The sequence below is a fragment of the Acinetobacter indicus CIP 110367 genome (assembly GCF_000488255.1).
GTDB classification, from domain to species: domain Bacteria; phylum Pseudomonadota; class Gammaproteobacteria; order Pseudomonadales; family Moraxellaceae; genus Acinetobacter; species Acinetobacter indicus.
Map to the genome: position 1 here is coordinate 123,158 of NZ_KI530755.1, position 25,621 is coordinate 148,778.

The 25,621-nt window shown below is 47.6% G+C and carries 20 protein-coding genes; 14 read left to right on the plus strand and 6 right to left on the minus strand.

The window, feature by feature from the left end:
• Nucleotides 1-178: 178 nt before the first annotated feature.
• From P253_RS09155 to recJ, 6 genes are all read left to right on the plus strand, one after another.
• Nucleotides 179-976 carry an oxygen-binding di-iron domain-containing protein gene (locus P253_RS09155; RefSeq protein WP_016658744.1) on the plus strand — a complete coding sequence of 266 codons (798 nt, stop codon included), beginning with the start codon at nucleotides 179-181 and terminating at the stop codon, nucleotides 974-976.
• Nucleotides 977-1,083: 107 nt separating this feature from the next.
• On the plus strand, nucleotides 1,084-1,449 hold the full coding sequence (locus P253_RS09160) for a YkgJ family cysteine cluster protein (RefSeq protein ID WP_075167288.1): 366 nt from the start codon (nucleotides 1,084-1,086) through the stop codon (nucleotides 1,447-1,449).
• A 179-nt stretch (nucleotides 1,450-1,628) separates the two neighbouring features.
• Nucleotides 1,629-3,095, plus strand: coding sequence for an IMP dehydrogenase (gene guaB / locus P253_RS09165; protein WP_005180795.1), 1,467 nt, complete (start codon nucleotides 1,629-1,631; stop codon nucleotides 3,093-3,095).
• Between the two features lie 126 nt (nucleotides 3,096-3,221).
• Nucleotides 3,222-4,559 (plus strand): phosphoglucosamine mutase, encoded by a 1,338-nt coding sequence (gene glmM, locus P253_RS09170; protein WP_005180793.1) that lies wholly within the window; start codon nucleotides 3,222-3,224, stop codon nucleotides 4,557-4,559.
• Between the two features lie 11 nt (nucleotides 4,560-4,570).
• Nucleotides 4,571-5,227, plus strand: coding sequence for a pyridoxamine 5'-phosphate oxidase (gene pdxH, locus P253_RS09175; protein WP_005180791.1), 657 nt, complete (start codon nucleotides 4,571-4,573; stop codon nucleotides 5,225-5,227).
• Nucleotides 5,228-6,931 carry a single-stranded-DNA-specific exonuclease RecJ gene (gene recJ / locus P253_RS09180; protein ID WP_016658745.1) on the plus strand — a complete coding sequence of 568 codons (1,704 nt, stop codon included), beginning with the start codon at nucleotides 5,228-5,230 and terminating at the stop codon, nucleotides 6,929-6,931.
• A gap of 43 nt (nucleotides 6,932-6,974) precedes the next feature.
• On the opposite strand, the gene P253_RS09185 is transcribed toward recJ, so the two are convergent.
• Nucleotides 6,975-7,808 carry a putative porin gene (locus P253_RS09185; protein WP_016658746.1) on the minus strand — a complete coding sequence of 278 codons (834 nt, stop codon included), beginning with the start codon at nucleotides 7,806-7,808 and terminating at the stop codon, nucleotides 6,975-6,977.
• Between the two features lie 171 nt (nucleotides 7,809-7,979).
• Entirely contained in the window at nucleotides 7,980-8,756 is a 777-nt protein-coding gene (locus P253_RS09190) for a putative porin (protein ID WP_016658747.1), read from the minus strand.
• A gap of 511 nt (nucleotides 8,757-9,267) precedes the next feature.
• Between P253_RS09190 and prfB the strand changes: the two genes are divergently transcribed.
• The 5 genes from prfB (at nucleotide 9,268) to P253_RS09215 (ending at nucleotide 14,214) form a co-directional block, all read left to right on the plus strand.
• Nucleotides 9,268-10,363 (plus strand): peptide chain release factor 2 gene (gene prfB / locus P253_RS09195; protein WP_155757092.1). Its coding sequence is split into 2 segments (ribosomal slippage): nucleotides 9,268-9,339 and nucleotides 9,341-10,363, totalling 1,095 coding nucleotides; the frame shifts between segments, so codons are not numbered across the junction.
• Between the two features lie 158 nt (nucleotides 10,364-10,521).
• Complete coding sequence (locus tag P253_RS09200) at nucleotides 10,522-10,821, plus strand: ArsR/SmtB family transcription factor (RefSeq protein ID WP_016658749.1); 300 nt, start codon at nucleotides 10,522-10,524, stop codon at nucleotides 10,819-10,821.
• 20 nt (nucleotides 10,822-10,841) lie between these two features.
• Entirely contained in the window at nucleotides 10,842-11,921 is a 1,080-nt protein-coding gene (locus P253_RS09205) for an alkene reductase (protein WP_016658750.1), read from the plus strand.
• Between the two features lie 106 nt (nucleotides 11,922-12,027).
• Nucleotides 12,028-13,308 (plus strand): 3-deoxy-D-manno-octulosonic acid transferase, encoded by a 1,281-nt coding sequence (locus P253_RS09210; protein WP_016658751.1) that lies wholly within the window; start codon nucleotides 12,028-12,030, stop codon nucleotides 13,306-13,308.
• A gap of 195 nt (nucleotides 13,309-13,503) precedes the next feature.
• Nucleotides 13,504-14,214, plus strand: coding sequence for a 16S rRNA (uracil(1498)-N(3))-methyltransferase (locus tag P253_RS09215; protein WP_023274417.1), 711 nt, complete (start codon nucleotides 13,504-13,506; stop codon nucleotides 14,212-14,214).
• Here the strand turns inward: P253_RS09215 and P253_RS09220 are convergent.
• Entirely contained in the window at nucleotides 14,200-15,171 is a 972-nt protein-coding gene (locus P253_RS09220) for a mechanosensitive ion channel family protein (protein WP_016658753.1), read from the minus strand. The genes P253_RS09215 and P253_RS09220 overlap by 15 nt on opposite strands.
• 343 nt (nucleotides 15,172-15,514) lie before the next feature.
• On the opposite strand from P253_RS09220, the gene acs reads away from it, so the two are divergent.
• Both acs and P253_RS09230 read left to right on the plus strand, forming a co-directional pair.
• Nucleotides 15,515-17,458, plus strand: coding sequence for an acetate--CoA ligase (gene acs, locus P253_RS09225; RefSeq protein ID WP_016658754.1), 1,944 nt, complete (start codon nucleotides 15,515-15,517; stop codon nucleotides 17,456-17,458).
• A gap of 136 nt (nucleotides 17,459-17,594) precedes the next feature.
• Entirely contained in the window at nucleotides 17,595-18,773 is a 1,179-nt protein-coding gene (locus P253_RS09230) for an acyl-CoA dehydrogenase family protein (RefSeq protein ID WP_016658755.1), read from the plus strand.
• A 226-nt stretch (nucleotides 18,774-18,999) separates the two neighbouring features.
• Here P253_RS09230 and msuE read toward each other — a convergent pair whose 3' ends face one another.
• Complete coding sequence (gene msuE, locus P253_RS09235) at nucleotides 19,000-19,731, minus strand: FMN reductase (protein ID WP_016658757.1); 732 nt, start codon at nucleotides 19,729-19,731, stop codon at nucleotides 19,000-19,002.
• Between the two features lie 375 nt (nucleotides 19,732-20,106).
• Between msuE and P253_RS09240 the strand changes: the two genes are divergently transcribed.
• On the plus strand, nucleotides 20,107-20,757 hold the full coding sequence (locus P253_RS09240) for a response regulator (RefSeq protein ID WP_005180757.1): 651 nt from the start codon (nucleotides 20,107-20,109) through the stop codon (nucleotides 20,755-20,757).
• 65 nt (nucleotides 20,758-20,822) lie between these two features.
• Here the strand turns inward: P253_RS09240 and P253_RS09245 are convergent, their stop codons facing one another.
• Entirely contained in the window at nucleotides 20,823-21,590 is a 768-nt protein-coding gene (locus P253_RS09245) for a hypothetical protein (RefSeq protein WP_005180752.1), read from the minus strand.
• Nucleotides 21,591-21,995: 405 nt separating this feature from the next.
• Nucleotides 21,996-25,484: a hybrid sensor histidine kinase/response regulator gene (locus P253_RS09250; RefSeq protein ID WP_016658758.1), complete on the minus strand. Its 3,489-nt coding sequence runs from the start codon at nucleotides 25,482-25,484 to the stop codon at nucleotides 21,996-21,998.
• Nucleotides 25,485-25,621 lie beyond the last annotated feature (137 nt).

The following is a 25,621-nucleotide window of genomic DNA, read 5'->3' on the forward strand; positions in this document are numbered from 1 at the left end:
TGCTACTGATTTTGGCCCAATCTTCACGATTGGGCTTTTTTATGGCCTGAACCTGACCTGTGCTTCTACAAAATAGTTGAAAGTTAAATTGTATATTGATTGTAAGTTGGCGGAATACCCTTTATTTTATAGGGAATTAAAAATTTAATGTAAAGATAAGATTTTTTGGGGACAAGGTATGGCGTTCGATCGCACCACATCACAAGTATTATTTGATAATGGCACGCATAAATGTATCAGTTTCACCAGTCTGGTCAAAGGTGAGGGTGTACAGGCCAACCAGTTTCTGATTCTGGACAATGACCGTGCCGCAGTTCTGGACCCGGGCGGTGATTTGACCTATGTGCCGCTGACCATGGAACTGAATAAATATACCCGCCTGACCAATCTGGACTATGTGATGGCATCGCATCAGGACCCGGATATTATTACCTCAATGCCGCGCTGGCTGGTGTATACCGATGCCAAAGTGGTGGCTTCGAAACTGTGGGCGCGTTTCTTGCCGCACTTGAACTCGGCCTTTATGAGTGACCGGATGAAAGGCAACTGGCTGGAGCGTCTGATTGAACTGCCTGATCATGGCCAGGTGATTCCATTGGGACAGGCATCCATTGTCGCCATTCCTGCGCATTTCCTGCATTCAGTCGGTAATTTCCAGTTTTATGATCCGGTGGCCAAAATCCTGTTTTCCGGCGATATGGGCGCTTCAATGGTCGAAGATGCGTCCAAGCCGTTAGAAAACTTTGCCGCGCATATTCCAAAAATGAAAGCTTTTCATCAGCGTTATATGTGTGCCAATAAAGTCATCCGTTTATGGGTGAATATGGTGCGTCAAATGGATGTTGAAATGATTGTACCGCAGCATGGTACCGCGTTTGTGGGCAAGGAACGGATTAACCAGTTCCTGGACTGGATTGAAACGCTGGAATGTGGTGTCGACCTGATGGATGAGTCGGTATTTACCTGCCCGACTTAAGCCAAAAAATCGCGTAAAAAACTGAAAAAATAACTTGAGTGTAAAAACAACATTTTTTATATTTTCTTCCCCAAAAAAACTCTTTTTTGATGACGAGAATTTTAACAATGTTGTCTCAAGTTGCTTCCTCAGATGCGTGTCTTAGCTGCGGCGCATGCTGCACCTATTTTAGAGTTTCATTTTACTGGGCAGAAGGCATTCCCATGCCTGAGCATTATACTGAACCGGTAAATGCACTCTATTCATGCATGAAAGGGACCAATCAGGCCAATCCGCGTTGTATTGCGCTGGAGGGAACGGTCGGACAACAGGTCAGCTGCTCTATGTACGAGCAGCGCAGTTCCAGTTGCAAAGAGGTACAGATTGCCGATGAGCAGTGCAATAAGGCACGCCGTGCGCATAACCTGATTCCTTTAGTGCTGGTCGAAGCGGCCAATGATGGCCAGGACCCGGATTTTGACCGGGTCAGTTAAAGACTTCAGCATCCAGATGCTGTTATCGTAGAAAAGCAGGCCATGGCCTGCTTTTTTCATCAGCAAACTCATCCGAATTGTCAGGATGTGCGGAATAAATAATTATTTATGCAATAACAAATGAAATTTATAGCAAGATTTGTTTATAATAGCGCACGGAAATTACCAGTGAGACTGTTATGTTGACCATCGTTCAAGAAGCGCTAACCTTCGATGATGTCTTATTACTCCCTGCCTACTCAACTGTCCTCCCAAAAGATGTCTCTCTAAAGACACGTTTAACTCGCGGCATTAATCTGAATATTCCTCTTGTGTCTGCAGCCATGGATACGGTGACTGAATCCCGTATGGCCATTGCAATGGCGCAAAATGGCGGTATTGGTATCCTGCATAAAAACATGGATATCGCAGCGCAGGCGGCTGAAGTACGTCGTGTGAAAAAATTTGAAGCCGGTATGGTCAAAGACCCGATCACTGTGACCCCAGAAACCACAGTACGTGAACTGATTGCCTTAACTCAAGCCAACAACATCAGCGGTGTTCCTGTGGTGAAAGATGGCAAAGTGGTGGGCATCGTCACCGGTCGTGATACACGCTTTGAAACCAATCTGGAGCAGCCGGTCAGCAACATCATGACCGGTCAGGACCGTCTGGTGACGGTGCGTGAAGGCGAATCAAAAGAAAATATCCAGGCACTGTTGCAACAGCACCGTATTGAAAAAGTACTGGTGGTGGGTGAGAACAACGAACTGCGTGGTTTAATTACGGTCACCGATTTCCGTAAAGCAGAACTTTATCCAAACAGCTGTAAAGATGACCTCGGTCGTTTACGCGTAGGTGCTGCAGTCGGTACCGGTGTAGAAACCCCAAGCCGTGTAGAAGCGCTGGTTGAAGCTGGTGTGGACGTGATTGTAGTCGATACTGCACACGGTCACTCTGCCGGTGTAATTGAACGCGTACGCTGGGTAAAACAGAACTATCCGCAAGTGCAGGTCATTGGTGGTAACATCGCAACGGGTGATGCTGCGCTTGCGTTATTAGATGCGGGTGCAGATGCAGTGAAAGTCGGTATTGGTCCGGGTTCTATCTGTACCACCCGTATTGTGGCCGGTATTGGTATGCCGCAAATCTCGGCGATTGACTCTGTAGCGAATGCATTAAAAGAACAGATTCCATTGATCGCAGATGGTGGTATCCGTTTCTCTGGCGATATGGCCAAAGCGATTGGCGCAGGTGCCAGCACCATCATGGTTGGTTCACTGCTCGCTGGTACTGAAGAAGCACCGGGCGAAGTTGAATTCTTCCAGGGCCGTTACTACAAAGCATACCGTGGTATGGGCTCATTGGGTGCCATGGCGGGTGCAACCGGTTCTGCAGACCGTTACTTCCAGGACTCTAAAGCCGGTGCTGAAAAACTGGTGCCAGAAGGTATTGAAGGTCGCGTACCGTACAAAGGCCCAATGGGTAATATCGTGCATCAGATGATGGGCGGTTTACGTTCATCAATGGGTTATACCGGTTCTTCAACCATTGAAGACCTGCGTCAGAATGCCAAATTCGTGAAGATTACCGCAGCCGGTATGTCTGAATCTCACGTGCATGATGTGACCATTACCAAAGAAGCACCGAACTATCGCGTTGGTTGATTTTTGGTAATTCGCCTTATAGAAAAGCCGTCATAAATGTGACGGCTTTTTTAATTTTGGTGTAAAGTAAGCGTGTTGAAACAGGATGATGAAAATCACCATAACCCTATAAGAAGTGAGTAAGACATGAGTTATTTTGGAACCGATGGTATACGTGGCAAGTTTGGGGAGCTTCCAATTACACCAGAGTTTGCATTGAAACTAGGTTTCGCGGCAGGTAAAGTTTTAAAAAAATACAGCAAGAAAAATAAACCGATTGTGGTACTGGGCAAAGATACCCGTCTGTCAGGTTATATTCTGGAATCGGCGCTACAGGCTGGTCTGAACGCTGCCGGTATTTATGTACATTTACTGGGGCCATTGCCGACCCCCGCGATTGCACATTTAACCCGTGCCTTACATGCCAGTCTGGGCATTGTCATTTCTGCATCGCATAACCCGTATTTTGATAACGGGATTAAATTCTTCTCCAGCGAAGGCAAAAAACTGCCGGATGAACTGCAGGAAGCGATTAATCAAGAACTCGAAAATGAAATTCAGATTGAAGATAACGCCAATCTGGGTAAAAGCTTCCGCGTTAAAGACTCTGCCGGACGTTATATCGAATTCTGTAAATCGACCTTTCCTTATCACTTTGATCTGAACCATTTAAAAATTGTGGTCGATTGTGCCAATGGTGCAGCCTATAACGTCGGTCCGGCGGTATTTAAAGAACTGGGTGCCAAGGTCATTCCGCTATATAACACCCCAGATGGTCTGAATATTAATGAAGATTGTGGTTCGACCCATCCGGAACAGTTACAGCAGGCGGTGGTAGAACATCAGGCGGATTTGGGCATTGCCTTTGATGGCGATGCTGACCGGGTAATTATGGTCGACAAAAATGGTGAGCAGATCACCGGTGATCATATCCTGTATATTCTGGCGACACAGGCTAAAAACAAACCGGCAGGTATTGCCGGAACCGTCATGAGCAATATGGCACTGGAACTGGCGTTAGAAAAAGCCGGAGTCGAGTTTGTTCGCGCCAAAGTTGGTGACCGCTATGTATTGCAGGCGCTTGAGGAAAATGGCTGGAATATCGGCGGTGAGCCATCGGGCCATGTCCTGACTCTGGATAAAAGCACCACTGGTGATGCGATTATTGCTGCATTACAGGTCTTAACCGTCATGGTAGAGCAGGGCAAAGCCCTGCATGAACTGGTTGCCGATTTTAAACTGTTCCCGCAAGTGCTGGTGAATGTACGTTTAGAGGCCATGTTTGACCCGTATGCCGTGCCCGCTTTAGTGGAAGAATTTGGTAAAGCAGAAGCGCAGCTGCAAGGCCGTGGCCGTATCCTGATTCGTAAGTCAGGCACTGAACCGGTGATTCGTGTAATGGTCGAAGGGGATGACCAGCAGGAAGTGACCGTACTGGCCAACCATCTGGCCGATGCCGTGCGTCATCATGCGATTGCTGCCTAAGGGGAGTATAGATGTCTGATTTAATTAAAGACTTAAGTGAATTACGTTTAAGCTATCAAAAAGGCGAGCTGCATGAGTCAGCCGCTTTGGCTGATCCTCATCAGCAGTTCTTAAACTGGTTTAATCATGCACTGGAAATCAAACTGCATGAACCCTATGCCATGTCTTTGGCCACAGCCAATGCGCAGGGCCGTCCGCATGTGCGTACCGTGCTACTGCGCGGTGCAACCGAACTTGGTTATGACTTTTATACCAACTATGACAGCCAGAAAGGCACCGACTTACTGGAAAATCCTTATGCGGAATTGCTGTTTTACTGGCCGGAACTGGAACGCCAGATTCGGGTTAGCGGCCGGGTGAGTAAAATTCCGGAGGAAGAGTCGCATCTGTACTATAACAAGCGTCCACGTGACAGCCAGATTGCGGCGCATATCAGTACCCCGCAAAGTGGTGTGATTGCCAGCCGTGAAGCGTTGCAACAGCGTTTTGCACAGCTTGCTGCCCAGGTGGGTGAGCAGGATGTACTGAGCAAGCCGGAATTCTGGGGCGGTTATCGTCTGGAACCGGATTATTATGAATTTTGGCAGGGGCGCCCGAATCGTTTACATGACCGTTTAAGTTATGAAAAAACCGATGGGGCATGGACACTGCAACGATTGATGCCTTAAATGTCGAATATACAGATTAAACAACGACCTTTTCTGACACGCCCTGAAAGTTTTCAGGGCGTGACGCCGTTGATTGCCCAGATTTTGGCGCGACGTGGTGTGCAATCCGAGCAGGAACTGGAACTGAAGCTGAAATACTTGCTGGCGCCGACCATGAAAGGGCTGGATCAGGCCATTCAGCTTCTGGATCAGGCCATTGACGAGCACAAAGAGATTGTCATTGTCGGTGATTATGATGCCGATGGTGCCACTAGTACCGCCTTAATGGTACTGGCCTTGCGTGAATTGGGTGCCAAAGTGCAGTATCTGGTGCCGGACCGGTTTAAATATGGGTATGGCCTGACTCCGGCAATTGCCGATCTGGCCTTTACCCGTTTTCAGCCTGATTTATTAATTACCGTTGATAATGGTATTTCCAGTCATGCCGGCGTGGAACGGGCGCAAGCACATGGTATGCAGGTTATTATTACCGACCATCACCTGACTACCAAAGCCACACCAGCGGCGGATGCCGTCGTCAATCCAAACCAGCTCGGCTGCGAATTTCCAAGTAAAGCCTTGGCGGGCGTCGGGGTAGCATTTTATGTCTTGGCCAACCTGTCCAGCTATCGTAAAAAACAAGGCAAATCCAGTTCCAACCTGACCCAATATCTGGATCTGGTGGCCTTGGGCACCTATGCCGATGTGGCCAGTCTGGACTATAACAACCGTATTCTGGTGGATGCCGGACTGAAAAAAATCCAGCAACATCTGTGTCGGCCGGGAATTTCAGCACTGCTGGATATAGCCGGACGAGAGGCAGCCAGCCTAAAAGCCCAGGATTTAGGTTTTGTGTTGGGACCACGGATTAATGCCGCGGGCCGAATGGAAACCATGGATATTGGTATTGAATGTCTGCTGGCCAATGATGCACAAACTGCTTATCGCTTCGCTGAACAGTTAAACCAGTTAAATGTAGAGCGTCGTCAGGTTGAAGGGCAGATCAAGCAGGAAGCATTGCAGGAACTGGAAAAAATCCAGCTCGATGCTAGCGAACTGCCTGCGGCCTTAATCATGTTTGAGCCGCACTGGCATCAAGGGGTGATTGGTATTGTCGCAGGTCGGCTGAAAGAACAGTTCCATCGCCCGAGTATTGTGTTTGCGGCTGATGAAGATGGTATTCATATTAAAGGGTCGGCACGTTCCATTGATGGTATTCATATCCGTGATGCGATTGAACAGGTAGCCGAGCAGTATCCACATTTGGTCAGCCATTTTGGCGGACATGCGGCCGCGGCCGGACTGACCATTCAAAAAGCCCATTTTCAGGAATTTAGGCAGATTTTTGAACAGCTGATTGCCAGCATGGACCCTGAGCTGTTTCAGGCCACCTTATGGACCGATGGCGAATTGCCGGTAGAAGATTTTCATCTAGACACTGTGCATACCTTGCAGCACTTGGCGCCGTGGGGGCAGAAATTTCCACCGCCAATTTTTGAGGGACAATTTCAGATTGTAGATTATCGCTGGTTAAAGGATAGCCATTTAAAGCTGCGTCTGGCTTTAAATAACGGGCAGGTATTAGATGCAATTGCTTTTAGCGCCAAAGATAAATTTGCATTTGACCCAATGCAGGATAGCGTGCATTTGGTTTATGAACTGGAACGCAATGAGTTTAATGGTAACGTCAGCTTACAGCTGCGGATTTTGCACTTACAACAATAAAAAACCGCTCCAGTGAGCGGTTTTTTACTTTTAATCTAAAAGATTAGAAGCGGAATGTACCGTTGATACCAATTGAGTCTGCACCATCAGTTGTTGTGTAATTTACACCTGCAGCAATTGCTGGAGTAAAGAATTTTTGAGCACGAACTGAGAATACAGCATCAAAATCATCTAAAGTCGCATCATTTACTGATACACCGACACTTAAGGTTGGATCAATATAAAGATCAGCAGCTACACCATACGCTGTTTCATCACCGAAACCAGCTGCAGCTTCGAAGTTTGCATAATGGTTGCCTACTAAAGTTACATATTTAGCGCGTAGCGTCACAGCAGTATCGTCAGCTAAGGCAGTAGACGTACTCAGAGTATTAATAAAACCTTTTTTAGCTGCTTGTTGAGCATCAATATTTTCTTTTGAAACGCCAGCAGCTAAAAGTAAGCCATTGATAGGTAAATAACCTGCTTCAATAGCATAACCAGTATTGTCATCAGATGCTGTGCCGAACTCTGTTTCTACAGTAACTTCTGCACGATTGATGCTACCTGCAACATAGAATTGAGAATTCGGAATAAAGAATTCACCATTGATACCTACCGTATCAATTTCAAGTTCAGCACCTTCATCTTCAATGCTAGCATTTGCATACGCTAAACCAATGTTACTTGCTTTACCTAAAAACGCTGCCTCGGCAAGCGGAGAATTTTTAACTTGAACCCCATTTAAATAGTATTTTCCACCAATAGAAAATGTATCTACATCACCTAAGTTGTCGATATCTGTATTTTCATATCCAGCGTTGATTTCAGCTTGATAAGCGTGTGCAGTTCCTAGGCTGGCAATAAGTGCTGTAGCAAGAGCAAGTTGTTTAAGCATTTAGAGTTCTCTCTTTGTTATAAAAATATGACTGTTTGATGAACAGTTGTAACAAATTGTACAGTTTATATTCGCTCAGTCAATGTGCAAAAACTACCTAAATGCTTCTTATCAGTGCAAAAAACCCATCCGAAGATGGGTTTTTTTACGATTTATGCGTTTTTATACAGATTAGAAGCGGTATTTCGCTGCTACACCAAAGCGGTTGTAGTCGTTGCTACCTGCTTCACCGAAACCGACACGACCTTCAAGGCTGACTTGTGGGGTGAAGAATTTACGGGCATTGATACCAAACTCGCTGTTGTCGTTCAGATCATTGTTGTAATAATCTGCACCGATACTTAGGGTTTTATCAATGTAGTAATCTGCTGCTAAGTTATATTCGTCCAGATCACCGAACGCTGCACCGGCTTCAAGGTTAATGTCTTTACCATTGCTTAAAGTGGTGACATATTTGGCACGTAAGGTAGGGTCTACACCGTCATCATGGTCATTGTCCCAACCTTTCACACCTGCGGCAATTAACAGACCTGGTGCTGGTAAATAACCCACTTCGGCACCATAGGTGGTCAAGTCATTGTCGAAGTCATCATTGTCTTTTAAATCATGACCATTAACATTACCGCTCAAGTAGAAATCTGAGTTTGGTACAAAGTACTCAGCACCTACGCCATAACGATGCGCTTCACCATCACCTACTTCATCATATTGATATTGCGCACTTACGTTGCTGGCACGATCAAGGAAGGCTGCTTCTGCCAAAGGCGCATTACGCGTTTGAACAGGGTTAAAGTAATAGGTACCATCTACACCAAAAGAACCACTTGTGCCGCCATGATCTGGATCAATTAATCCTGCAGAAGCACCAATTTCAGCTTGGTATGCATGTGCTGTACCTGCGACTGCGAATACAGATAAAAGTGCTGAAGCAATTGCTAGTTTTTTCATGGATCTTACCCCTCTGAAATCAGGTTGACTGTTTAATTTTTTGTTACAACTTCAGTCTAGGCCAAATAAAATTTTGGTCAATCCAGCAAAAGTTACCGCATTGTTTCAGCTGTAATATTGTGTAATTGATTAATTTTAAGATATTGATAAATAAGAGAAAATAATTAATGTTTTGTTTTATTAAAAGTATGGAGATTCTGTGAATTTAGGTCAATTTGTATAATTTTTGCGCTGTATTATAAGTTATGATGTGGCTTTGTAAAACCCTTTTGCGAAAGATGAAAAATTTCATTTTTATCAATTCGAAAGCCCAGAACGGGCAATTAAACCGAATTTTAACGTGGTTTTTTTGATTTTTCTTCTAGTTTGCTGGTTTCTGTTGGTTCGGTTCATCACGGCCGTCTAAGTTTATATCCATCATTTTAGCTAAGCGGATGCAGGCGCCTCTTACTCCTGATTGGCTCTATGCTACAATACACGGGTTTTATCGATATTTTTTGAGAGCATTCACGTGGAAATTAATCCTTATCTAAACCAGCTAAAAGACTTGAACGAACGTGGTCAAACACTACGGGGGTATCTTTGACTACGATCTTAAAAAAGAGCGTTTAGAAGAAGTTCTCCGTGAATTGGAAGATCCGGCCATCTGGAATGACCAGAACCGCGCCCAAGCCATGGCCAAAGAAAAAGGCGAGCTTGAGAACGTCCTGAATGTATTAGACGGTCTGGCAACACAGCTCGAAGATGCACAGGCGATGCTGGATCTGGCGGTGGAAGCCGATGAAGAAGCCATGCTGGAAGATGTGCAGGCCGAATTGAGCGCCGCTAAAGAAGAGCTGGCAAAACTTGAATTTCGCCGGATGTTTAACAATCCAATGGACCCGAACCCGTGCTATGTCGAAATTCAGGCCGGTTCTGGCGGTACCGAAGCACAGGATTGGGCTTCAATGCTGCTACGTATGTATATGCGCTGGATTGAGCGTCATGGCTTTAAGGCTGAGCTGATGGAAGAATCAGACGGTGATGTGGCTGGGATTAAATCTGCGACCATTCGTGTGGAAGGCGAGTATGCCTATGGCTGGTTGCGGACTGAATCGGGTGTCCATCGTTTGGTGCGTAAGTCACCATTTGACTCGGGTAACCGCCGTCATACTTCATTCTCTGCAGTGTTTGTTTCGCCTGAAGTAGATGACAATATTGAAATTGAAATCAATCCGTCAGATGTCCGTACCGATACCTATCGTGCATCGGGTGCCGGTGGTCAGCACATTAACAAAACTGACTCTGCCGTGCGTTTAACCCACATTCCAACCGGTATTGTGGTGGCCTGTCAGAACCAGCGTTCACAACATGCCAACCGTGACCATGCCTGGAAACAGTTACGTGCCAAACTCTATGAACTGGAGATGAACAAACGTAACGAAGCTGCGCAAGCGCTTGAAGACTCGAAGTCTGATATTGGTTGGGGAAGCCAAATTCGCTCTTATGTATTGGATGATTCACGTATTAAAGACTTGCGTACAGGCGTGGAAACTTCAAATACAGGTGCGGTTTTAGATGGTGATTTAGACAAGTTTATTGAAGCTAGTTTAAAACAGGGTCTATAAGTTAGGGTCTGTCAGATCCTAATGAGCCTGCCCAATTTAGTGAAGTTGCTTAAAAAATTTATATAAATCGTAAAAAATCGATATTAATATCGAAAAAATACGATATATTAAGGACAGCTGCTGAATTGGGCTTATATTTACGAATATGTGTCTGAATGATGGATGTCGATTTAATTTTTAAAGCCTTAGCCAATCCTACCCGTCGGCAAATTTTAGAATGGTTAAAAGCACCAGAACAATTTTTGTCGATCGATGAGTGTGGCGACTTTAAGCGTGGCGTATGTGCAGGACACATTGAGCGTTTGGGCAATGTGTCGCAATCGACCATGTCAAATCATTTATCGGTACTGCAACAGGCAGGTCTTATTCGTGCAGAAAAATACGGACAATGGTCATATTTTTCTCGAAATGAAGCACTCATTCAGCAATATGTCGAATATTTAAAACACTCACTTTAACTGTGAGATTAGAGGCAAAAATGGCTGAATTAGACTCTCCTTTGGTTTTGGGTGATCTTCATCTTAAAAACCGTGTCGTGATGGCACCTTTAACCCGCAATCGTGCCAGCGATGATCGTATACCTACGCCAATGATGGTTGAATACTATGCGCAACGTGCAAGTGCTGGCCTGATTATTTCTGAAGCCACAGTGATTTCTGAAGAAGCCAATGGCTATTTAAATACTCCAGGATTGTTTACCGATGCTCAGGTCGAAGGCTGGAAAAAGGTCACTCAAGCGGTTCATGACAAGGGCGGTCTGATTGTTGCCCAGCTTTGGCATGTTGGTCGTGTATCGCATCCGGATCTGTTAAATGGTGAAACACCAGTCTCTGCAAGTGCAGTACAACAAGCGGGTCATGTCAGCTTGTTACGTCCAAAACGTCCATACGTTACGCCACGTCCTTTGGAAGTTTCTGAAATTCACGCGATTACCGAGCAATATAAACAGGCAGCGATACGTGCCAAAGACGCCGGTTTTGACGGGGTAGAACTGCACGCGGCCAATGGCTATTTAATTGACCAGTTCCTGCAAAGCAAGACCAACCAGCGTGAAGATCAGTATGGCGGTTCAGTTGAAAACCGTGCCCGTTTCCTGCTGGAAGTGGTGGATGCCTTGATTGAAGTCTGGGGTGCCGGTCGTGTGGGTGTACACCTTGCACCGCGCGGTGATGAGCATGATATGGGCGATGATGATCCACGTGAAACATTTGGCTATGTGATGCAGGAATTGGGTAAACGCCAGATCGCGTTTTTCTTTACCCGTGAATATTTGGCAGAAGACAGTATTTCCGAGTATATGAAACAGCGTTCAGGTGGTGTTCCCTACATTGCCAATATGCGTTTAAGCCGTGCCGATGCGATTGAACTGCTGGCTTCGGGCAAAGCCGATGCCGTGTCTTTTGGTAAGGCTTATATTGCCAACCCGGATTTATATGAACGTCTGCTGGATGATGCACCGCTAAATGATTTGCAGCTGGAAACCATGATTGGGGTGCAGGGTGCAGCAGGCTATACCGATTATCCAACTCTGGCTGAAAGCGTGGTGAATGCCGACTAAAGCAGCCGCGTTGTTGCTTTGCTTTTTTATTTGGAGCCATATCCATTAACATGCGGATAGGGCTCTGTTATATTCTCAGGGCAAAAAATCAGTTTGAGGCATCTCTTTGGCTACTCCGTTTTGGTATAACGCAGCGTTATCTGTTCTAAAACCGTTGTATCGGTCGCGTATTAAAAAGCGGGCCGAGAGTGAAGCGCAGTATCAGCAGGAAATTGTAGAGCGTTTCGGGCCATTTCAGCCGCCGAAAAATCTGCAGGCGATCTGGTTTCATGTGGTCTCGGTGGGAGAAACCAACGCGGCCCAGCCTTTAATTGAACATTATTTAAAAGCCGGTCATCCGGTGCTGGTCACCAACACCACCAAAACCGGACAGGCACGGGCTAAATCTCTCTTTTTAAAAGCACCGTATGAGGCGCTGTTTCAGGCAGTGTATTTACCAGCCGACCAGAAACATCTGATTGCCGATTTTTATCAGAAATATCAGCCGAAATTATTATTGTTGATGGAAACCGAGCTGTGGCCGAACCTGATTGATCAGGCCAAAAACTTCCATGTGCCGTGCCTGTTGCTGAATGCACGGCTGTCCGAAAAATCGGCCAAAGGCTATGCCAAAGTCTCCGGCCTGACCCGGGCGATGTTGCAGGGTTTGACGCAGCTGTTGGTGCAAGATCAGGCCTCACATAGCCGCTTTGTAGCACTGGGTGCAGTTGCTGAACAGACCCAGGTGGTGGGCAGTATTAAATTTGATATTAGTGCACCGCCTGCTTTTATTGAACAGGCCAACATGTTGCAGCAGGACTGGCAGCTGGCAGGCCGTAAAGTGATCACACTGGCCAGCACCCATGCTCCAGAAGAAAAAGATGTGCTGGCCGCGTTAAAACCAGCCCTGATGGCAGATCCGGCACTGGTTTGTATTGTGGTACCGCGCCATCCGGAACGTTTTGATGACGTCTTTCACGCGGCACAGGCCTTGGATTTGCGTACCCAACGCCGCAGTTTGGGACAAACTATTGAAGCGGATACCCAGGTCTATCTGGCAGATTCAATGGGTGAGATGTGGCTATGGTATGCACTTAGCCAAGCTTGTTATGTCGGCGGTTCTTTAAATGAACCGGGTGGTGGGCATAATATTCTGGAGCCGATTGCGCTGCATGTGCCGACCATTCTGGGCAAGAATTATTTTAATTTTCAGACCATTGTTGATGAGTTTCTCGACGCTCAAGCGGTGGTGGTGGTAGAGAATGCTGAACAAGCGGCACAGACCATGCTGGAGATCTTATCGGATTCCTCCAAAGCACTGGCTTTAAATACCGCAGCACAAAAGATTATGCAGCAGAATCAGGGTTCACTGGCAAAGCATATTTCGGTGATTGATCAATATCTTTGATGCTATTCTGATGGGTAAAGAAGCTGATTTTCATGGATTTACGAGATCAGATTCAAACCGGGCCTTCTCTTTATAGATTTAATACCAGGAGCTCTGCTTTCTTTTACTTTTGTTTCGGCAAAAGGAGTCCTGCCTCGGACCGTTGTGGATGACGTTTCCGCCTATCCAGTGATGGATTTGTTGAGTTATTTTTTTATGAATATTGTCCTTCTTGATCCTCGCCAAACTGAATCTGAACTGTGGTCGATTAGTTCAACGCGGCAGTTAGCGCATTTGCAACAGCATCTGGATATTCAGGTTGGTGATACCCTGAAAGTTGGGATTCGTGAAGGCAAACGGTATCTCACGGAAATTATCGAAATTACAGAAAAAACGGTTCGTCTTAAACCGTTAAAAGAAGAAGCTGTGCCAGCGAAATTGCCAGTAACGTTAATTGTGGCTTTACCACGTCCGAAAGTGCTGCGCCGTTTAATTATGGATGCAGTCACAGTCGGGGTGGAAAAAATTATCCTGATGCATAGCTATCGGGTCGATAAAAGCTACTGGCAGACGCCATTTTTACAGCAGCTGGAGCATTATATTGAACTGGGGCTGGAGCAGGCTGGCGATACCATTGCACCAAAAGTTGAACTGTACAAACGCTTTAAACCCTTTGTTGAAGATATTTTACCGGGTCTGATTAGCGCCGATTGTCCCGCCTATGTGGCACATCCCTATGCAGAGATGCGCATGCCTGCTGCGATTCAGCATCCCTGTAGCATTGTGATTGGGCCGGAAGGTGGTTTTATTCCTTATGAGGTCGATCTTTTGATACATAACGGCTGCCAGGCGGTGAGTCTGGGCAACCGGATTATCCGTACAGAAACCGTGATTCCGTATGTGCTGGGACGTTTATTTAGCCTCTGAGCTGTCTGCCACGGAAGGATCACCGCGATAGACTTTCACTTCCTGCACCGGGTAAGGAATAGAAATGCCTTGTTCGGCAAAGCTTTGAATGACTTCTTCCTGGATTTTACTGATTGATGCCGCGCTATTGGTTTCGCTGGTGTTGATCCACCATTGCACGCGTAAATTGACCGAGAAATTGGCCAGCGCATCGACATTAACGCTAAATTCCGGCTGGGTCAGAATGGTCGGGTCACGTTTCAGAATGCACATCACCAGATCTTTGGCTTTCTGAATGTCATCTTCATAGCCAATGCCGACCACAAATTCGCAGCGGCGGCGTGGAAAGGCAGTATTGACAGTAATGGCGCTGGTATAGACCGTGGCATTGGGAATCACAATGCGGCGACCATCGGCCGAGCGTAAAAAGGTGGCGCGAATCTGGATATCTTCGACCGTACCTTCTAATCCATTCACCAGAATGCTGTCGCCAATCTTAAAGGGCTCACCCAGTAAAATCAGCACGCCGGAAAGCAGGTTCTGGAAAATATCCTTAAAGGCAAAGCCAATGGCAACCGAGCCAATCCCGAGGGCACTCATCAGCTGGCTTGGGGTAAAACCAGGAATGGCAATCACCAGACCAATTAAGAAACCGAAGAAGATAATCACCGAACTGCCAACCCGGTTCAGTACCAGCACCAGATTTTGCCGGGTATAACTGCGGTTGGATAAGGTTTTTTTCACAAAAAATTTAAACAGCTGGGCAATCAGCCAGAAAATCAGAATCACGCCAAGCGCGATCAGGAAATAGGGCACACGCTCCCAGAAGCCTTCCATGATTTTATCAATAGCAGAATAGGCATCATTGTATTTATGGGTATGTTCAATGACTTTCTGGGTGGTTTTTTCCGTGGCCTGTTGAATCAGCTCGGAAGTTTCTTGGGTGACTTCGCCCAGTTGGGTTTTTTCTTCAGCCACGAATCTGCCAGTCCTCAGCAATAAAATTGTATTTTGCCTGAAATCCGCCCGGATTTTAATAAACATTCTGCAAGCGTGCTGCCGATTTTTGCAAAGTACACTGCGGTTTTGACTGCAAGCGGGTGGTTTTTATAGATAAAGCTACTGCTCTTATACTGAAAAGTACGACAAAGACATTGAATCTGCTGGTGTATCTGTGCTTAAAATTAAATCAATCGCTACGACCAAAGCATGATTGTGGTGGAGAAAAAATAAGCGTCATACTGCTGATATGCAGAAATAAAAAATCAAGAATGTGGCATACATCGCGTGATGAGATGAGAGAAGATCAAGGAAGTATAATATGAATGAGATCTATCCTGTACCCGAAGAATTTAAGAAAACTGCGCGTACCAACGAGGCAGAATATTTCGAACGTTATCAGCAATCCATTGAACAACCCGACGAGTTCTGGGCCGAGCAGGCCAAGCGTCTGGACTGGATTAAACCGTTTACCCAGGTCAAAAATACCAATTATGATCCGGACAATTTCAAGATTGAATGGTTTGCCGATGGCCAGCTCAATGTCAGTGCCAACTGTCTGGACCGGCATTTAAAAGAACATCCTTATAAACCGGCAATTATCTGGGAAGGTGACCACCCTTCACGGCATAAAATTATTTCCTACCGCGAGCTGTACGATGAAACCTGCCGCTTTGCCAATGTGCTGAAAAAAAATGGCGTCACCAAAGGCGACCGCGTAGTACTGTATATGCCAATGGTGTCCGAGGCGGCCATTGCTATGCTGGCCTGTGCCCGGATTGGTGCGGTACATTGTGTGGTGTTTGGTGGATTCTCTCCAGATTCGCTGGCCAGCCGGATTGAAGACAGTCAGGCCAAACTGGTGATTACTGCGGATTCGGCCATGCGTGGCGGCAAGCCGATTTATTTAAAGGCCAATGTCGATCAGGCCCTTACTGTGGCCGGTACAGAGTCGGTGCAGAATGTGATTGTGGTCCACCGGACCGGTAACCCGATTGAAATGAAAGCCGGGCGTGACCTGTGGTATCACATGGAAATCATGACGGTCAATGAAATTTGCCCGCCTGAGCCAATGAATGCTGAAGATCCGTTATTTATTTTATATACCTCTGGTTCGACCGGTAAGCCGAAAGGAGTGCTGCACACCACCGGCGGTTATCTGACCTATGTCAACAGCACCTTCCGTGAAGTTTTTGATATTAAACAGGATGATGTGTTCTGGTGTACCGCTGATGTCGGCTGGGTGACCGGGCATTCCTATGTGATTTACGGGCCATTATCGAACGGCACCACCACGGTGATGTTTGAAGGGGTGCCGCAATATCCGACCTGGGCGCGCACCGGACATTTGATTGATAAACACAACGTCACGATTTTATATACCGCACCCACTGCGATTCGCGCCATGATGCGTGAAGGTGACAGCTTTGTACGGGAAAGTGACCGCAGCAGTCTGCGTCTGCTTGGTTCGGTCGGTGAACCGATTAACCCGGAAGCCTGGAACTGGTACTACACCGTGGTCGGTGAAAGCCGCTGCCCAATTGTGGATACCTGGTGGCAAACCGAAACCGGCGGGATTCTGATGTCGCCGCTGCCAGGGGCAACACCACTGAAACCAGGCTCGGCCACGCGTCCGCTGTTTGGGGTACAACCGGCTCTGGTTGATGCTGAAGGCAATGAGCTGGAAGGCGAAGCCGAAGGTAACCTGATTATCAAGGATTCCTGGCCGGGGCAAATGCGCACCATCTGGGGTGATCCGGCTCGCTTTATTGAAGCCTATTTTGCCACCTATCCGGGCAGTTACTTTACCGGAGATGGCGCGCGCCGCGATAAAGATGGCTATTACTGGATTACCGGCCGGGTCGATGATGTCCTGAATATTTCCGGACACCGTTTGGGCACGGCTGAAATTGAAAGTGCGCTGGTGGCACATGATGCGGTGGCCGAAGCCGCGGTGGTAGGCATGCCGCATGATATTAAAGGTCAGGGCATTTGTACCTTTGTTACCTTGCAAGCCGGCGTGACAGAAAGTGATGAGCTGCGTACCGAACTGGTCAACTGGGTCCGGAAAATTCTGGGGCCGGTGGCCACTCCAGATGCGCTGCATTGGGCGCCGGCTTTACCAAAAACCCGTTCCGGTAAAATCATGCGCCGGATCTTGAGAAAAATTGCCGCCAATGAGCTGGATAGTCTGGGCGATACCTCAACCCTGGCAGAACCACAAGTGGTAGATCAGCTGATTGCCACGGTGCAAGCCAGCCGTTAAAAAATAAATATTAAAATACCGCCTCTCGCAGGCGGTATTTTTATGCTGAAAGCCGTGTAGCATAGCTGGACACGATGCGAGCACAACAGCCAGCTCCACCCACGACAAAACCATTGATCAAGGATATGATTTTCAGATGAACCCGACTACGGCCACTGTTTTAGACCCGCTTGAAATTGCCCGGCAACTGGCTCACCAGTTTGCCCAGACCGCTGCTGAACGTGACCGGCAGGGCGGTAATCCCAAAGCGGAGCGTGATCTGATTCGCCGTAGCGGGTTGTTGAGTTTATCAATCCCGACAGAATATGGCGGGCAGGGTGCAACCTGGCCGACCATATTTAAAACGGTCCAGATTTTGGCACAAGCGGACAGCTCCTTGGCGCATGTCTATGCATTTCATCATTTACTGATTGCCACCGTGCAGCTGTTTGCCCAGCCCGCACAATATCAGCACTGGTTACAACAGACAGTTCAGCAGCAGCTGTTCTGGGGCAATGCCCTGAATCCGCTGGATCGGCGTACCACGGTCACACCGGTTGCAGATTCTGAATATCTGTTTCAGGGCGATAAAAGCTTCTGCTCCGGTTCGGTCGATTCAGACATGTTGCTCTGTTCCGGTTATGATGCGACCGGCAGGCTTTTGATTGCGGTGATTCCGAGTACCCGGAGCGGCGTTCATTTTCTGGGTGATTGGCACAATATGGGACAGCGCCAGACCGATAGCGGCACGACCCATTTTGAACAGGTGCGTGTTCATCAACATGAATTGCTGCTGAATCCCGGACCGCTAAGTACGCCTTATGCCAGTTTGCGGCCACTGATTGCACAACTGATTTTTGTGCATCTGTTTTTGGGTGTGGCCGAAGGGGCATTTGAAACCGCGATTCAGAGCGTGCAAGGTCAAAAAGCCTGGTCCAAATCTCGGGTCGAGCAGGCGGTGGATGACCCGTTTATTCAACGGCATTGTGCCGAGTTTTATCTGCAGCTAGAAAGTGTCCGGCTTTTGGCAGATAAAGCCGTGCAGAGTGTGCAGCAGGCTTGGCGCATCGGACCGGAACTCACGGCTGAACAGCGCGGTGAAGTAGCGGTGGCCATTGCTACGGCCAAAATTGCCTCGACCAATACCTCTTTATATATTACCGAGCAGATGTTTCAGGTAATGGGCGCACGGGCCACCACCGCCCAGCTGAATCTGGACCGTTTCTGGCGCAATGTGCGTACTCAGACCCTGCATGATCCGGTGGATTATAAATATCAGGAACTGGGTGAATGGGTGCTGACTGGCAAAGTGCCAGATCCCAGTTTTTATTCTTAGGACTAAAACCGCTTCATTCTCATTTCATTGAGTCAGATAAAATGAAAAAATCCCTCAAGCCGAGTCTTGAGGGAAAAATAAGGGGCCTGTTGTTGTGTTTATTTGATCCGGCATTGCAGCGATGTTTCGCTGCAAGCTTGCGGATCCAGGCTGCTGCAAGCCTGAATCCGCAGGATCAATGGCCAAGACTTCACTCGGAAGAAGGGAATGCCAGCGGGTCAGCCAATTACGCGACTTGCGGTTTGACCTTGTTCTGATGCAGACGCGATTCTGCTGCATCCAGACTAGGTACTGCAGCAGAAGGTAGTACTTCATCCTGCTCAATCTGTTTATTAATGCCCAGGTTCTGGTTGGCCTGCTGGGTTTTACTTTTCACCACTTCGGCGCGCTGGCCTTTGGCCGGTGCCCATTCCAGAATGGGCAGGGCGCGTGCCACAGCCAACGTAATCCGGTCACGCAGGGCCTCGCTATAGATGGTGTATTCCAGGGTAAAGTCACGGTCTGTGGCATAGACACCAATAGGCAAGGTTTGCGCCTGGAAAAAGCTGAATAACGGACGCAGCTGATGCTCCAGTACCAAGGCATGGCGATCACTACCCCCCGATGCCGCCAGTAATACCGGTACATCTACCAGCGCAGTCTGTTCGACAAAATCAAAGAAATGTTTGAATAGACCGGTAAAGGAGGCGCGATATACCGGTGTACCGACAATTAATGCATCCGCTGCTTCAACGGCAGCCAGATCATCCTGCACGCGCTGTGGTAACTGCTTGCGGTAAATGGCACCGCCCAGCAAAGGGGCAATTTCACTGAATTTAATAAAATGCACCTGAATCGGGGTGGCTTCGCCCAGTTCATCAATAATGGCTTGCACCAAAGCTTCGGTTTTAGACGGATGATTTAAGCCGCCCGATACTGCGACAATATTGAGCGGTTTGGTTGAATTGAAAACAGACATAGGCTTACCTGAATTGTGGTTGATCTCGGAATGTCTGTTATTAATCAATAGTTGAATTACCCTGTAAAATAAGCAAATACAGAAAAGTTATCTGTTTTTCAGATAACTTTAAAATGAGCAATTAATAACCAAATTTAATGAAATAAATAATTGAAATTTATACTTATATGCGACTCAGATAAGCATCTGAATCAGGCTGATAAATGTTATATCAAAATCAGATTTCCTATCTCAGATTTAAGAAAATGTAAGAAAATATGAATAATCGGACAAAAAATCTCGTTTAAGCCAAAAATAGTTCACTCTTGCATATCCTTAACCGCATTTGTATGGGTAGAATAGGAGCCATTGTGCACAAGATCTCTCACGTCACTTATGAATATTTTAATCGTTGATGATCATCCGCTGTTTCGTCATGCTTTAATTCAGGCTGTACGCTATAGCTTACCGCAAGCTCAAATTCATGAAACTGCTGCAGTCAATGAATTCTATGAACGTTTAGAAAAAGGACCTGAACCTGATCTTGTTCTCCTCGATTTAAATTTGCCAGGCGCTTCGGGTTTCTCGGCGCTGGTGCATGTGCGTGCACAATATCCTTCAATTCCGATTATTGTGGTGTCGGCACATGAAGAAGTGTCGATTATCCAGCGTGCCATTGCGCACGGTGCCATGGGCTATATTCCAAAATCTGCCCATCCAAGCCATATTGGCGAAGCGATTCGTCAGGTGCTGGAAGGGGAAATCTGGTTACCGCCAAACCTGCCGGCCAATGTCAATTTTGACCCGCGTGCTGCCGATGAAACTGCACTGGCAGAGCGGATTCAGTCCTTAACGCCGCAGCAGTTCCGTGTGTTGATGATGGTGGCTGAAGGCTTGCTGAATAAACAGATTGCCTATGAACTGGATGTTTCTGAAGCGACCATTAAGGCACACGTGACGGCGATTTTCCGTAAACTGGGCGTACAAAACCGTACCCAGGCGGTATTGGCGATTAATGCGCTGAATATTGAAGAAAAGAAAATCTAAATATTGAAAAATATATAAAAAGGACATCAAATGATGTCCTTTTTGTTTTGCAGATCGGCTAAGGCTTAAGCCAGACAATCCTGTTTTGGTGTGGCATCGGTACAGAACAGCGGATTCAAAGCGCATTGCAATTCATCAATCTGTTCCTGAGTCACATAGTCCTGAGATTTTAAGTAGTCGGCAATACGGTCATCGCGCAGGCTTAAAAATGCCGGATCATAGACGCCTAAATCGACAAATAGCGCGGCAGTTTCCAGACTGTTAAAACGGTCCAAATAGACATCATTGCCATACATCAGGAAGATATGATCTTCATGGGAATGAATATCCACACCTAAACGCTGTGCCAGTTCATGCGGCGGGGTTTTGATAAACAGTAAATCGGACAGTTCATCAAACTGGCTGGTATCGAGTTCGGTTTTATCGGTTTTGACTTTGCCGAGCCAGGCTTTAAATACCAGGACCGCACCACCGCGCAGCAGCATGCTCCAGATCTGGTGACGGGTGGTGGCACCAAGACAGTCACATTCAGTTTCCAGCGAACGCAGCAGTTTCTGTTCCTGTTCAGACAGTTTTTCAAACAGGCCCAGTCCTTGTGGTTTATAGGCTGCCGGACTAAATACATCAAAATGTAGTTCATCAAAGACCTGTAAGGCCAGCGGTACAGCAGTTTGATAAATGGTATTCAGGGCTTCAATATGCGCATGTTCTAATTTGCTGTGCTGAAACAGGGTTTTCCAGTCGATGGCCGGCAACAGGGCATTGGCGCCATACTGACGGTGAAACTGTTGGTTCTGCTCATGACCTTGCTGTACTGCGCTTGAAAGACTCATCAAAAAACTCCTCTAGGCTGGATGATGATCAGCTCCGGACAGGACGTTCAGGGGCTCATCTCCAGACTAAACACTGATCTTTTCTTTTTAATGTCTTTTTTATGCGCGTATTGCCACATATCAGATATACGACTAAAGTCTAATGTGTATTTTTTAATCAAAAAATAATTTTAAAAATCATAAGATTAAAATTTTGTAACCAGGTATACAGCTGTACACTGAGATTTTTGGTAGCCTTTGCCATAGTAAATAATTCAATGGAATTTTCTGCCAATGGCTGTCAGGCAGATAGCGCCTGTTTTGAGCAGTTTTGCCTAGCGGGCTGCAATAAATCGCCATTTTCAGGCCCAAAATACAAAACCTCTTTGTTACCGAAGCCGCAAAGAGGTTTCAAAATATGTCAGCCTAAGCTGAAATTTTCAGACCGGATAACCAGGCTCGCAAGGAGGCCGGTTTCAGCGGTTTTTTCAGCAACACGATATTCAGCTCTTTTAGACGCTGCGGTAATTCCGGATCCGAATCGGCGGTAATTAATGCCACTGGTACATTTTCCTGACGGTTGGCCAGAATAAAGTCCAGACCGACTTTATTGTTATTTAAATGCTGATCGACCAGCCAGACCTGAATATTTTCCTGCTGGATAATCTCCAGGGCCTGTTCCGGTTCGGTGGCTTTAAAGACCTGATAGCCCCATTTGCCCAATAAGGTCGCCATGCCTTCTAAAATGGTTTCATCATTATCCAGACACAGAATTTTATAGGCCTTGGTTTTCAGCGGTACGGCCTGAACCGGTGCAGCCACGGCTTTAGGTGCATCCACCACCGGTACTTCAATCATGAAGCAGGAGCCCTGTCCGAGAGTGGAATAGACATAGACCGGATAATCCAGCAGGTTGGTCATACGCTGCACAATGGCCAGACCGAGGCCCAGACCCTGTTCACCCCACGGCGAGGTATGGCCGCAACGTTCAAATTCCTGGAACAGTTTAATGCGCTGTTCTTCGGCAATGCCGGGACCGGTATCCCAGACCCCGATGCGGATATGCTGCGGACGCTGTGCAGAACGTAATACCCCGACCACGACTTTGCCTTTGGCGGTATAACGCAGTGCATTGCTGACAAAGTTTTGGATAATCCGGCGAATCCATTGCGGATCGGTGTCAATCCAGAACTGGGCATCATGCACGGCAAACTGGATGCCACGCTGTGCAGCAATGGATTTAAATTGCAGTTCCAGATCACTGAGCAGGTCATGCAGTGGATAAGGCTGACGTTTTGGCTGAATAGTGCCGCCTTCTAAACGGGCAATATCCAGCAGTGCAGACAGCATGCTTTCAGCCCCATGCAGCGCACGATCCAGCTGCTGCAAGGTTTTACGGTCATCATCCGACTGGATGCTTTGCTCTAGCGCGGTACTGAACAGACGGGCTGCGTGCATCGGTTGTAATAGGTCATGACTGGCCGCGGCAATAAAGCGGCTCTTGGACATATTGGCCTTGTCGGCCTGTTCGCGCGCCAGCTGCTGTTCGGCCAGGGCATCGGCCAATTGCTGGGTACGGTCTTGTACACGTGCTTCAAGGACCGCTTCATTTTCACGGAAGGCGGTAATATCGGCAAAGGTGGTCACGAAGCCACCGCCTTCAATCGGATTACCGCGCATTTGAATCACGCGGCCATCTTTACGGATACGTTCAAACTCATGCGCACTGCCGACTTTCATCCAGTGAATCCGTTTACGCACGTGTTCTTCCACCGAGCCCGGGCCACATTCGCCGCGCTCGGCGTTATAGCGGATCAGGTCGGCAATTGGACAGCCGACATAGACAATATCTTTTGGATAATCAAACAGTTTCAGATATTGATTGTTCCAGGCCACCAGACACATGTTTTCATCGACCACGCTCACCCCTTGGGTCATGTGGTCGATCATGGTCATGATCAGGTTCTGGTTAAAGCGCTGCCATTGGGAGGCCTGGTCAAGAATATTGGCGACCTGACCTAGCGCCAGACCATTGTTGACCATCGCCGTGGTGAGCAGGGTTCGCGCCGATGCCGCGCCAATGGTGCCGGCCAGGTACTGTTCGGTAAAACGCCACCACATGCCGTTGGCATTGCTGTTTTCATTCAGCACCACATTATTCTGTTCACTGAACTGCCGGAAGGCCTGCATGGTTGGCTCATCGCCGGTAATGCGTTTGGCCAGCGTAATCAGGTCACCGACTTTTAAACGCGCCACATCCTGATGCGAATAGCTGACTTCATTGCTGGTGGTGTGCGATGGCAGCGGCTTGGTTTCATAGTAGAAGAAACTTTCAGCCTGAATCTGTTCAGCCACACTCGGGCGGAATATGCGCGATACCCAGACATACAGCAATAGGTTCAGACCAAGTGACCAGACCACACCATGTGTCAGCGGCGCAAATGATTCAAAACCTAACAGCGCTTCCGGACGTAAGCCATTAATACCAAATGGCCCCACAGTTAAATAATACTGGGTAATCGCCGAGAACTGTTCTGGCAGACTGCGTAAAACCGTTGGCCAGAGCAGGGTATAGGCCCACATGATAAAACCGACAATCAGGCCGGCATAGACGCCCTGTTTACTGCCGCCGCGCCAGTACAGCCCGCCAATCAGGGCAGGGGAGAACTGCGCTACCGCACTAAAGGCCAGTAAACCGAAGACCGAAAGCTGGTCAATATCATTAAAGAAATGGAAGAACAGGAAGCCAAGCAGCATCACCGCCAGAATACAGATGCGGCGGGTGAATTTCAGCACCAGTGGCAACCGTTTGTCATGACGCGAAATCAGGCCCGAGCGCCACAGCGCCGGCATGATCAGGTCATTACTGAGCATGATCGACAGCGCCACTGAAGACACCAGCAACATCCCGGTTGAAGCCGAAAAACCACCCAGGAAGGCCAGTAAGGTCAGCCATTCCTGATTATAGCTGAGCGGTAAGGACAGCACCGCGACATCCGGAATCATCAGATATTGCGGCGCGGCATGTAAGGCCCAGCTGGCAATTGGAATAATCGCGATGGTGGTTAAAATCAGATAAACGGCAAACCAGCGCCGTGCCCCGCGAATATGTTTTTCATCGCGTAATTCGACCACCGCCACGTGGAACTGGCGTGGCAAGCAGATAATCGCCAGTGCGGCCAGCAGGGTTTGCACCCAGAAAGTTTCCGGTACGCCCAACAGCTGCACTTCATGGAAGGTCTGGGCCACATCATTGCTGATCTGCTTCAGGTTATCGGCCGATTCAAAGACAAAGAAACCGGCCACACAGAGCAGGGCAAACAGCTTGACGAAAGATTCAAAGGCCACCGCCAGCATTAAACCGCCGTGCTGTTCGGTGTTGGCAATTTGCCGGGTGCCAAACAGCATCGCCAGAATTGCCAGCAGCGCGGTTAAAAACAGTACACCATTGGTGGTACTTTCGACATGGGTGGTCTGATCCAGAATTACGGCAGCACTTAAGGCAATTGCGCGTAACTGCAGGGCCAGATAGGGAATAATCGCAATGACTGCCAGAATGGTCACCAGCGAGGCCAGGGCACCACTTTTGCCATATCGCGCTGCCACGAAGTCGGCAATCGAGGAAATGGCATGATGTTGCCGGACCCGACCCAAACGGCGCCAGATGTCATAGCCAACCGCCACGAACAAGAGCGGCCCTAAATAGATCGGCAGGAAGATAATGCCTTCACGCACCGCTGCACCAGTGGCCCCGTAAAAGGTCCAGGATGAACAGTAGACGCCCAAGGTCAGACTGAACAGCAGCATACGACCGCGCGTACTGAGGCGGCTCGCATGTTTTTCACCAAAAAATGCACAAATAAAAAGTAATGCAATATAAAGGGCTAACACCCCGATAATCAGCCAGCTGTTCATAATACCCGCGGTGTATTTATCTCGCGTTATAATACTCTATTCGTGAACGCATCAGTTTGAATTGCTCAAAATTTAACGACCAAAGTCTAAATTACAAGCACCCTATAAACTTGTTAGTTTTCATCATGAATATAATT

Excerpts from the sequence above, each read along its gene's own strand:
- P253_RS09155 (WP_016658744.1), top strand. The coding sequence starts at position 179 with ATGGCGTTCGATCGCACCACATCACAAGTATTATTTGATAATGGCACG.
- guaB (WP_005180795.1), top strand. The coding sequence starts at position 1,629 with ATGTTGACCATCGTTCAAGAAGCGCTAACCTTCGATGATGTCTTATTA.
- P253_RS09185 (WP_016658746.1), bottom strand. The coding sequence starts at position 7,808 with ATGCTTAAACAACTTGCTCTTGCTACAGCACTTATTGCCAGCCTAGGA.
- P253_RS09240 (WP_005180757.1), top strand. The coding sequence starts at position 20,107 with ATGAATATTTTAATCGTTGATGATCATCCGCTGTTTCGTCATGCTTTA.
- acs (WP_016658754.1), top strand. The coding sequence starts at position 15,515 with ATGAATGAGATCTATCCTGTACCCGAAGAATTTAAGAAAACTGCGCGT.
- P253_RS09230 (WP_016658755.1), top strand. The coding sequence starts at position 17,595 with ATGAACCCGACTACGGCCACTGTTTTAGACCCGCTTGAAATTGCCCGG.
- msuE (WP_016658757.1), bottom strand. The coding sequence starts at position 19,731 with ATGTCTGTTTTCAATTCAACCAAACCGCTCAATATTGTCGCAGTATCG.
- recJ (WP_016658745.1), top strand. The coding sequence starts at position 5,228 with ATGTCGAATATACAGATTAAACAACGACCTTTTCTGACACGCCCTGAA.
- glmM (WP_005180793.1), top strand. The coding sequence starts at position 3,222 with ATGAGTTATTTTGGAACCGATGGTATACGTGGCAAGTTTGGGGAGCTT.
- P253_RS09160 (WP_075167288.1), top strand. The coding sequence starts at position 1,084 with ATGTTGTCTCAAGTTGCTTCCTCAGATGCGTGTCTTAGCTGCGGCGCA.
- P253_RS09245 (WP_005180752.1), bottom strand. The coding sequence starts at position 21,590 with ATGAGTCTTTCAAGCGCAGTACAGCAAGGTCATGAGCAGAACCAACAG.
- P253_RS09200 (WP_016658749.1), top strand. The coding sequence starts at position 10,522 with ATGGATGTCGATTTAATTTTTAAAGCCTTAGCCAATCCTACCCGTCGG.
- P253_RS09205 (WP_016658750.1), top strand. The coding sequence starts at position 10,842 with ATGGCTGAATTAGACTCTCCTTTGGTTTTGGGTGATCTTCATCTTAAA.
- P253_RS09215 (WP_023274417.1), top strand. The coding sequence starts at position 13,504 with ATGAATATTGTCCTTCTTGATCCTCGCCAAACTGAATCTGAACTGTGG.
- P253_RS09190 (WP_016658747.1), bottom strand. The coding sequence starts at position 8,756 with ATGAAAAAACTAGCAATTGCTTCAGCACTTTTATCTGTATTCGCAGTC.
- P253_RS09250 (WP_016658758.1), bottom strand. The coding sequence starts at position 25,484 with ATGAACAGCTGGCTGATTATCGGGGTGTTAGCCCTTTATATTGCATTA.
- pdxH (WP_005180791.1), top strand. The coding sequence starts at position 4,571 with ATGTCTGATTTAATTAAAGACTTAAGTGAATTACGTTTAAGCTATCAA.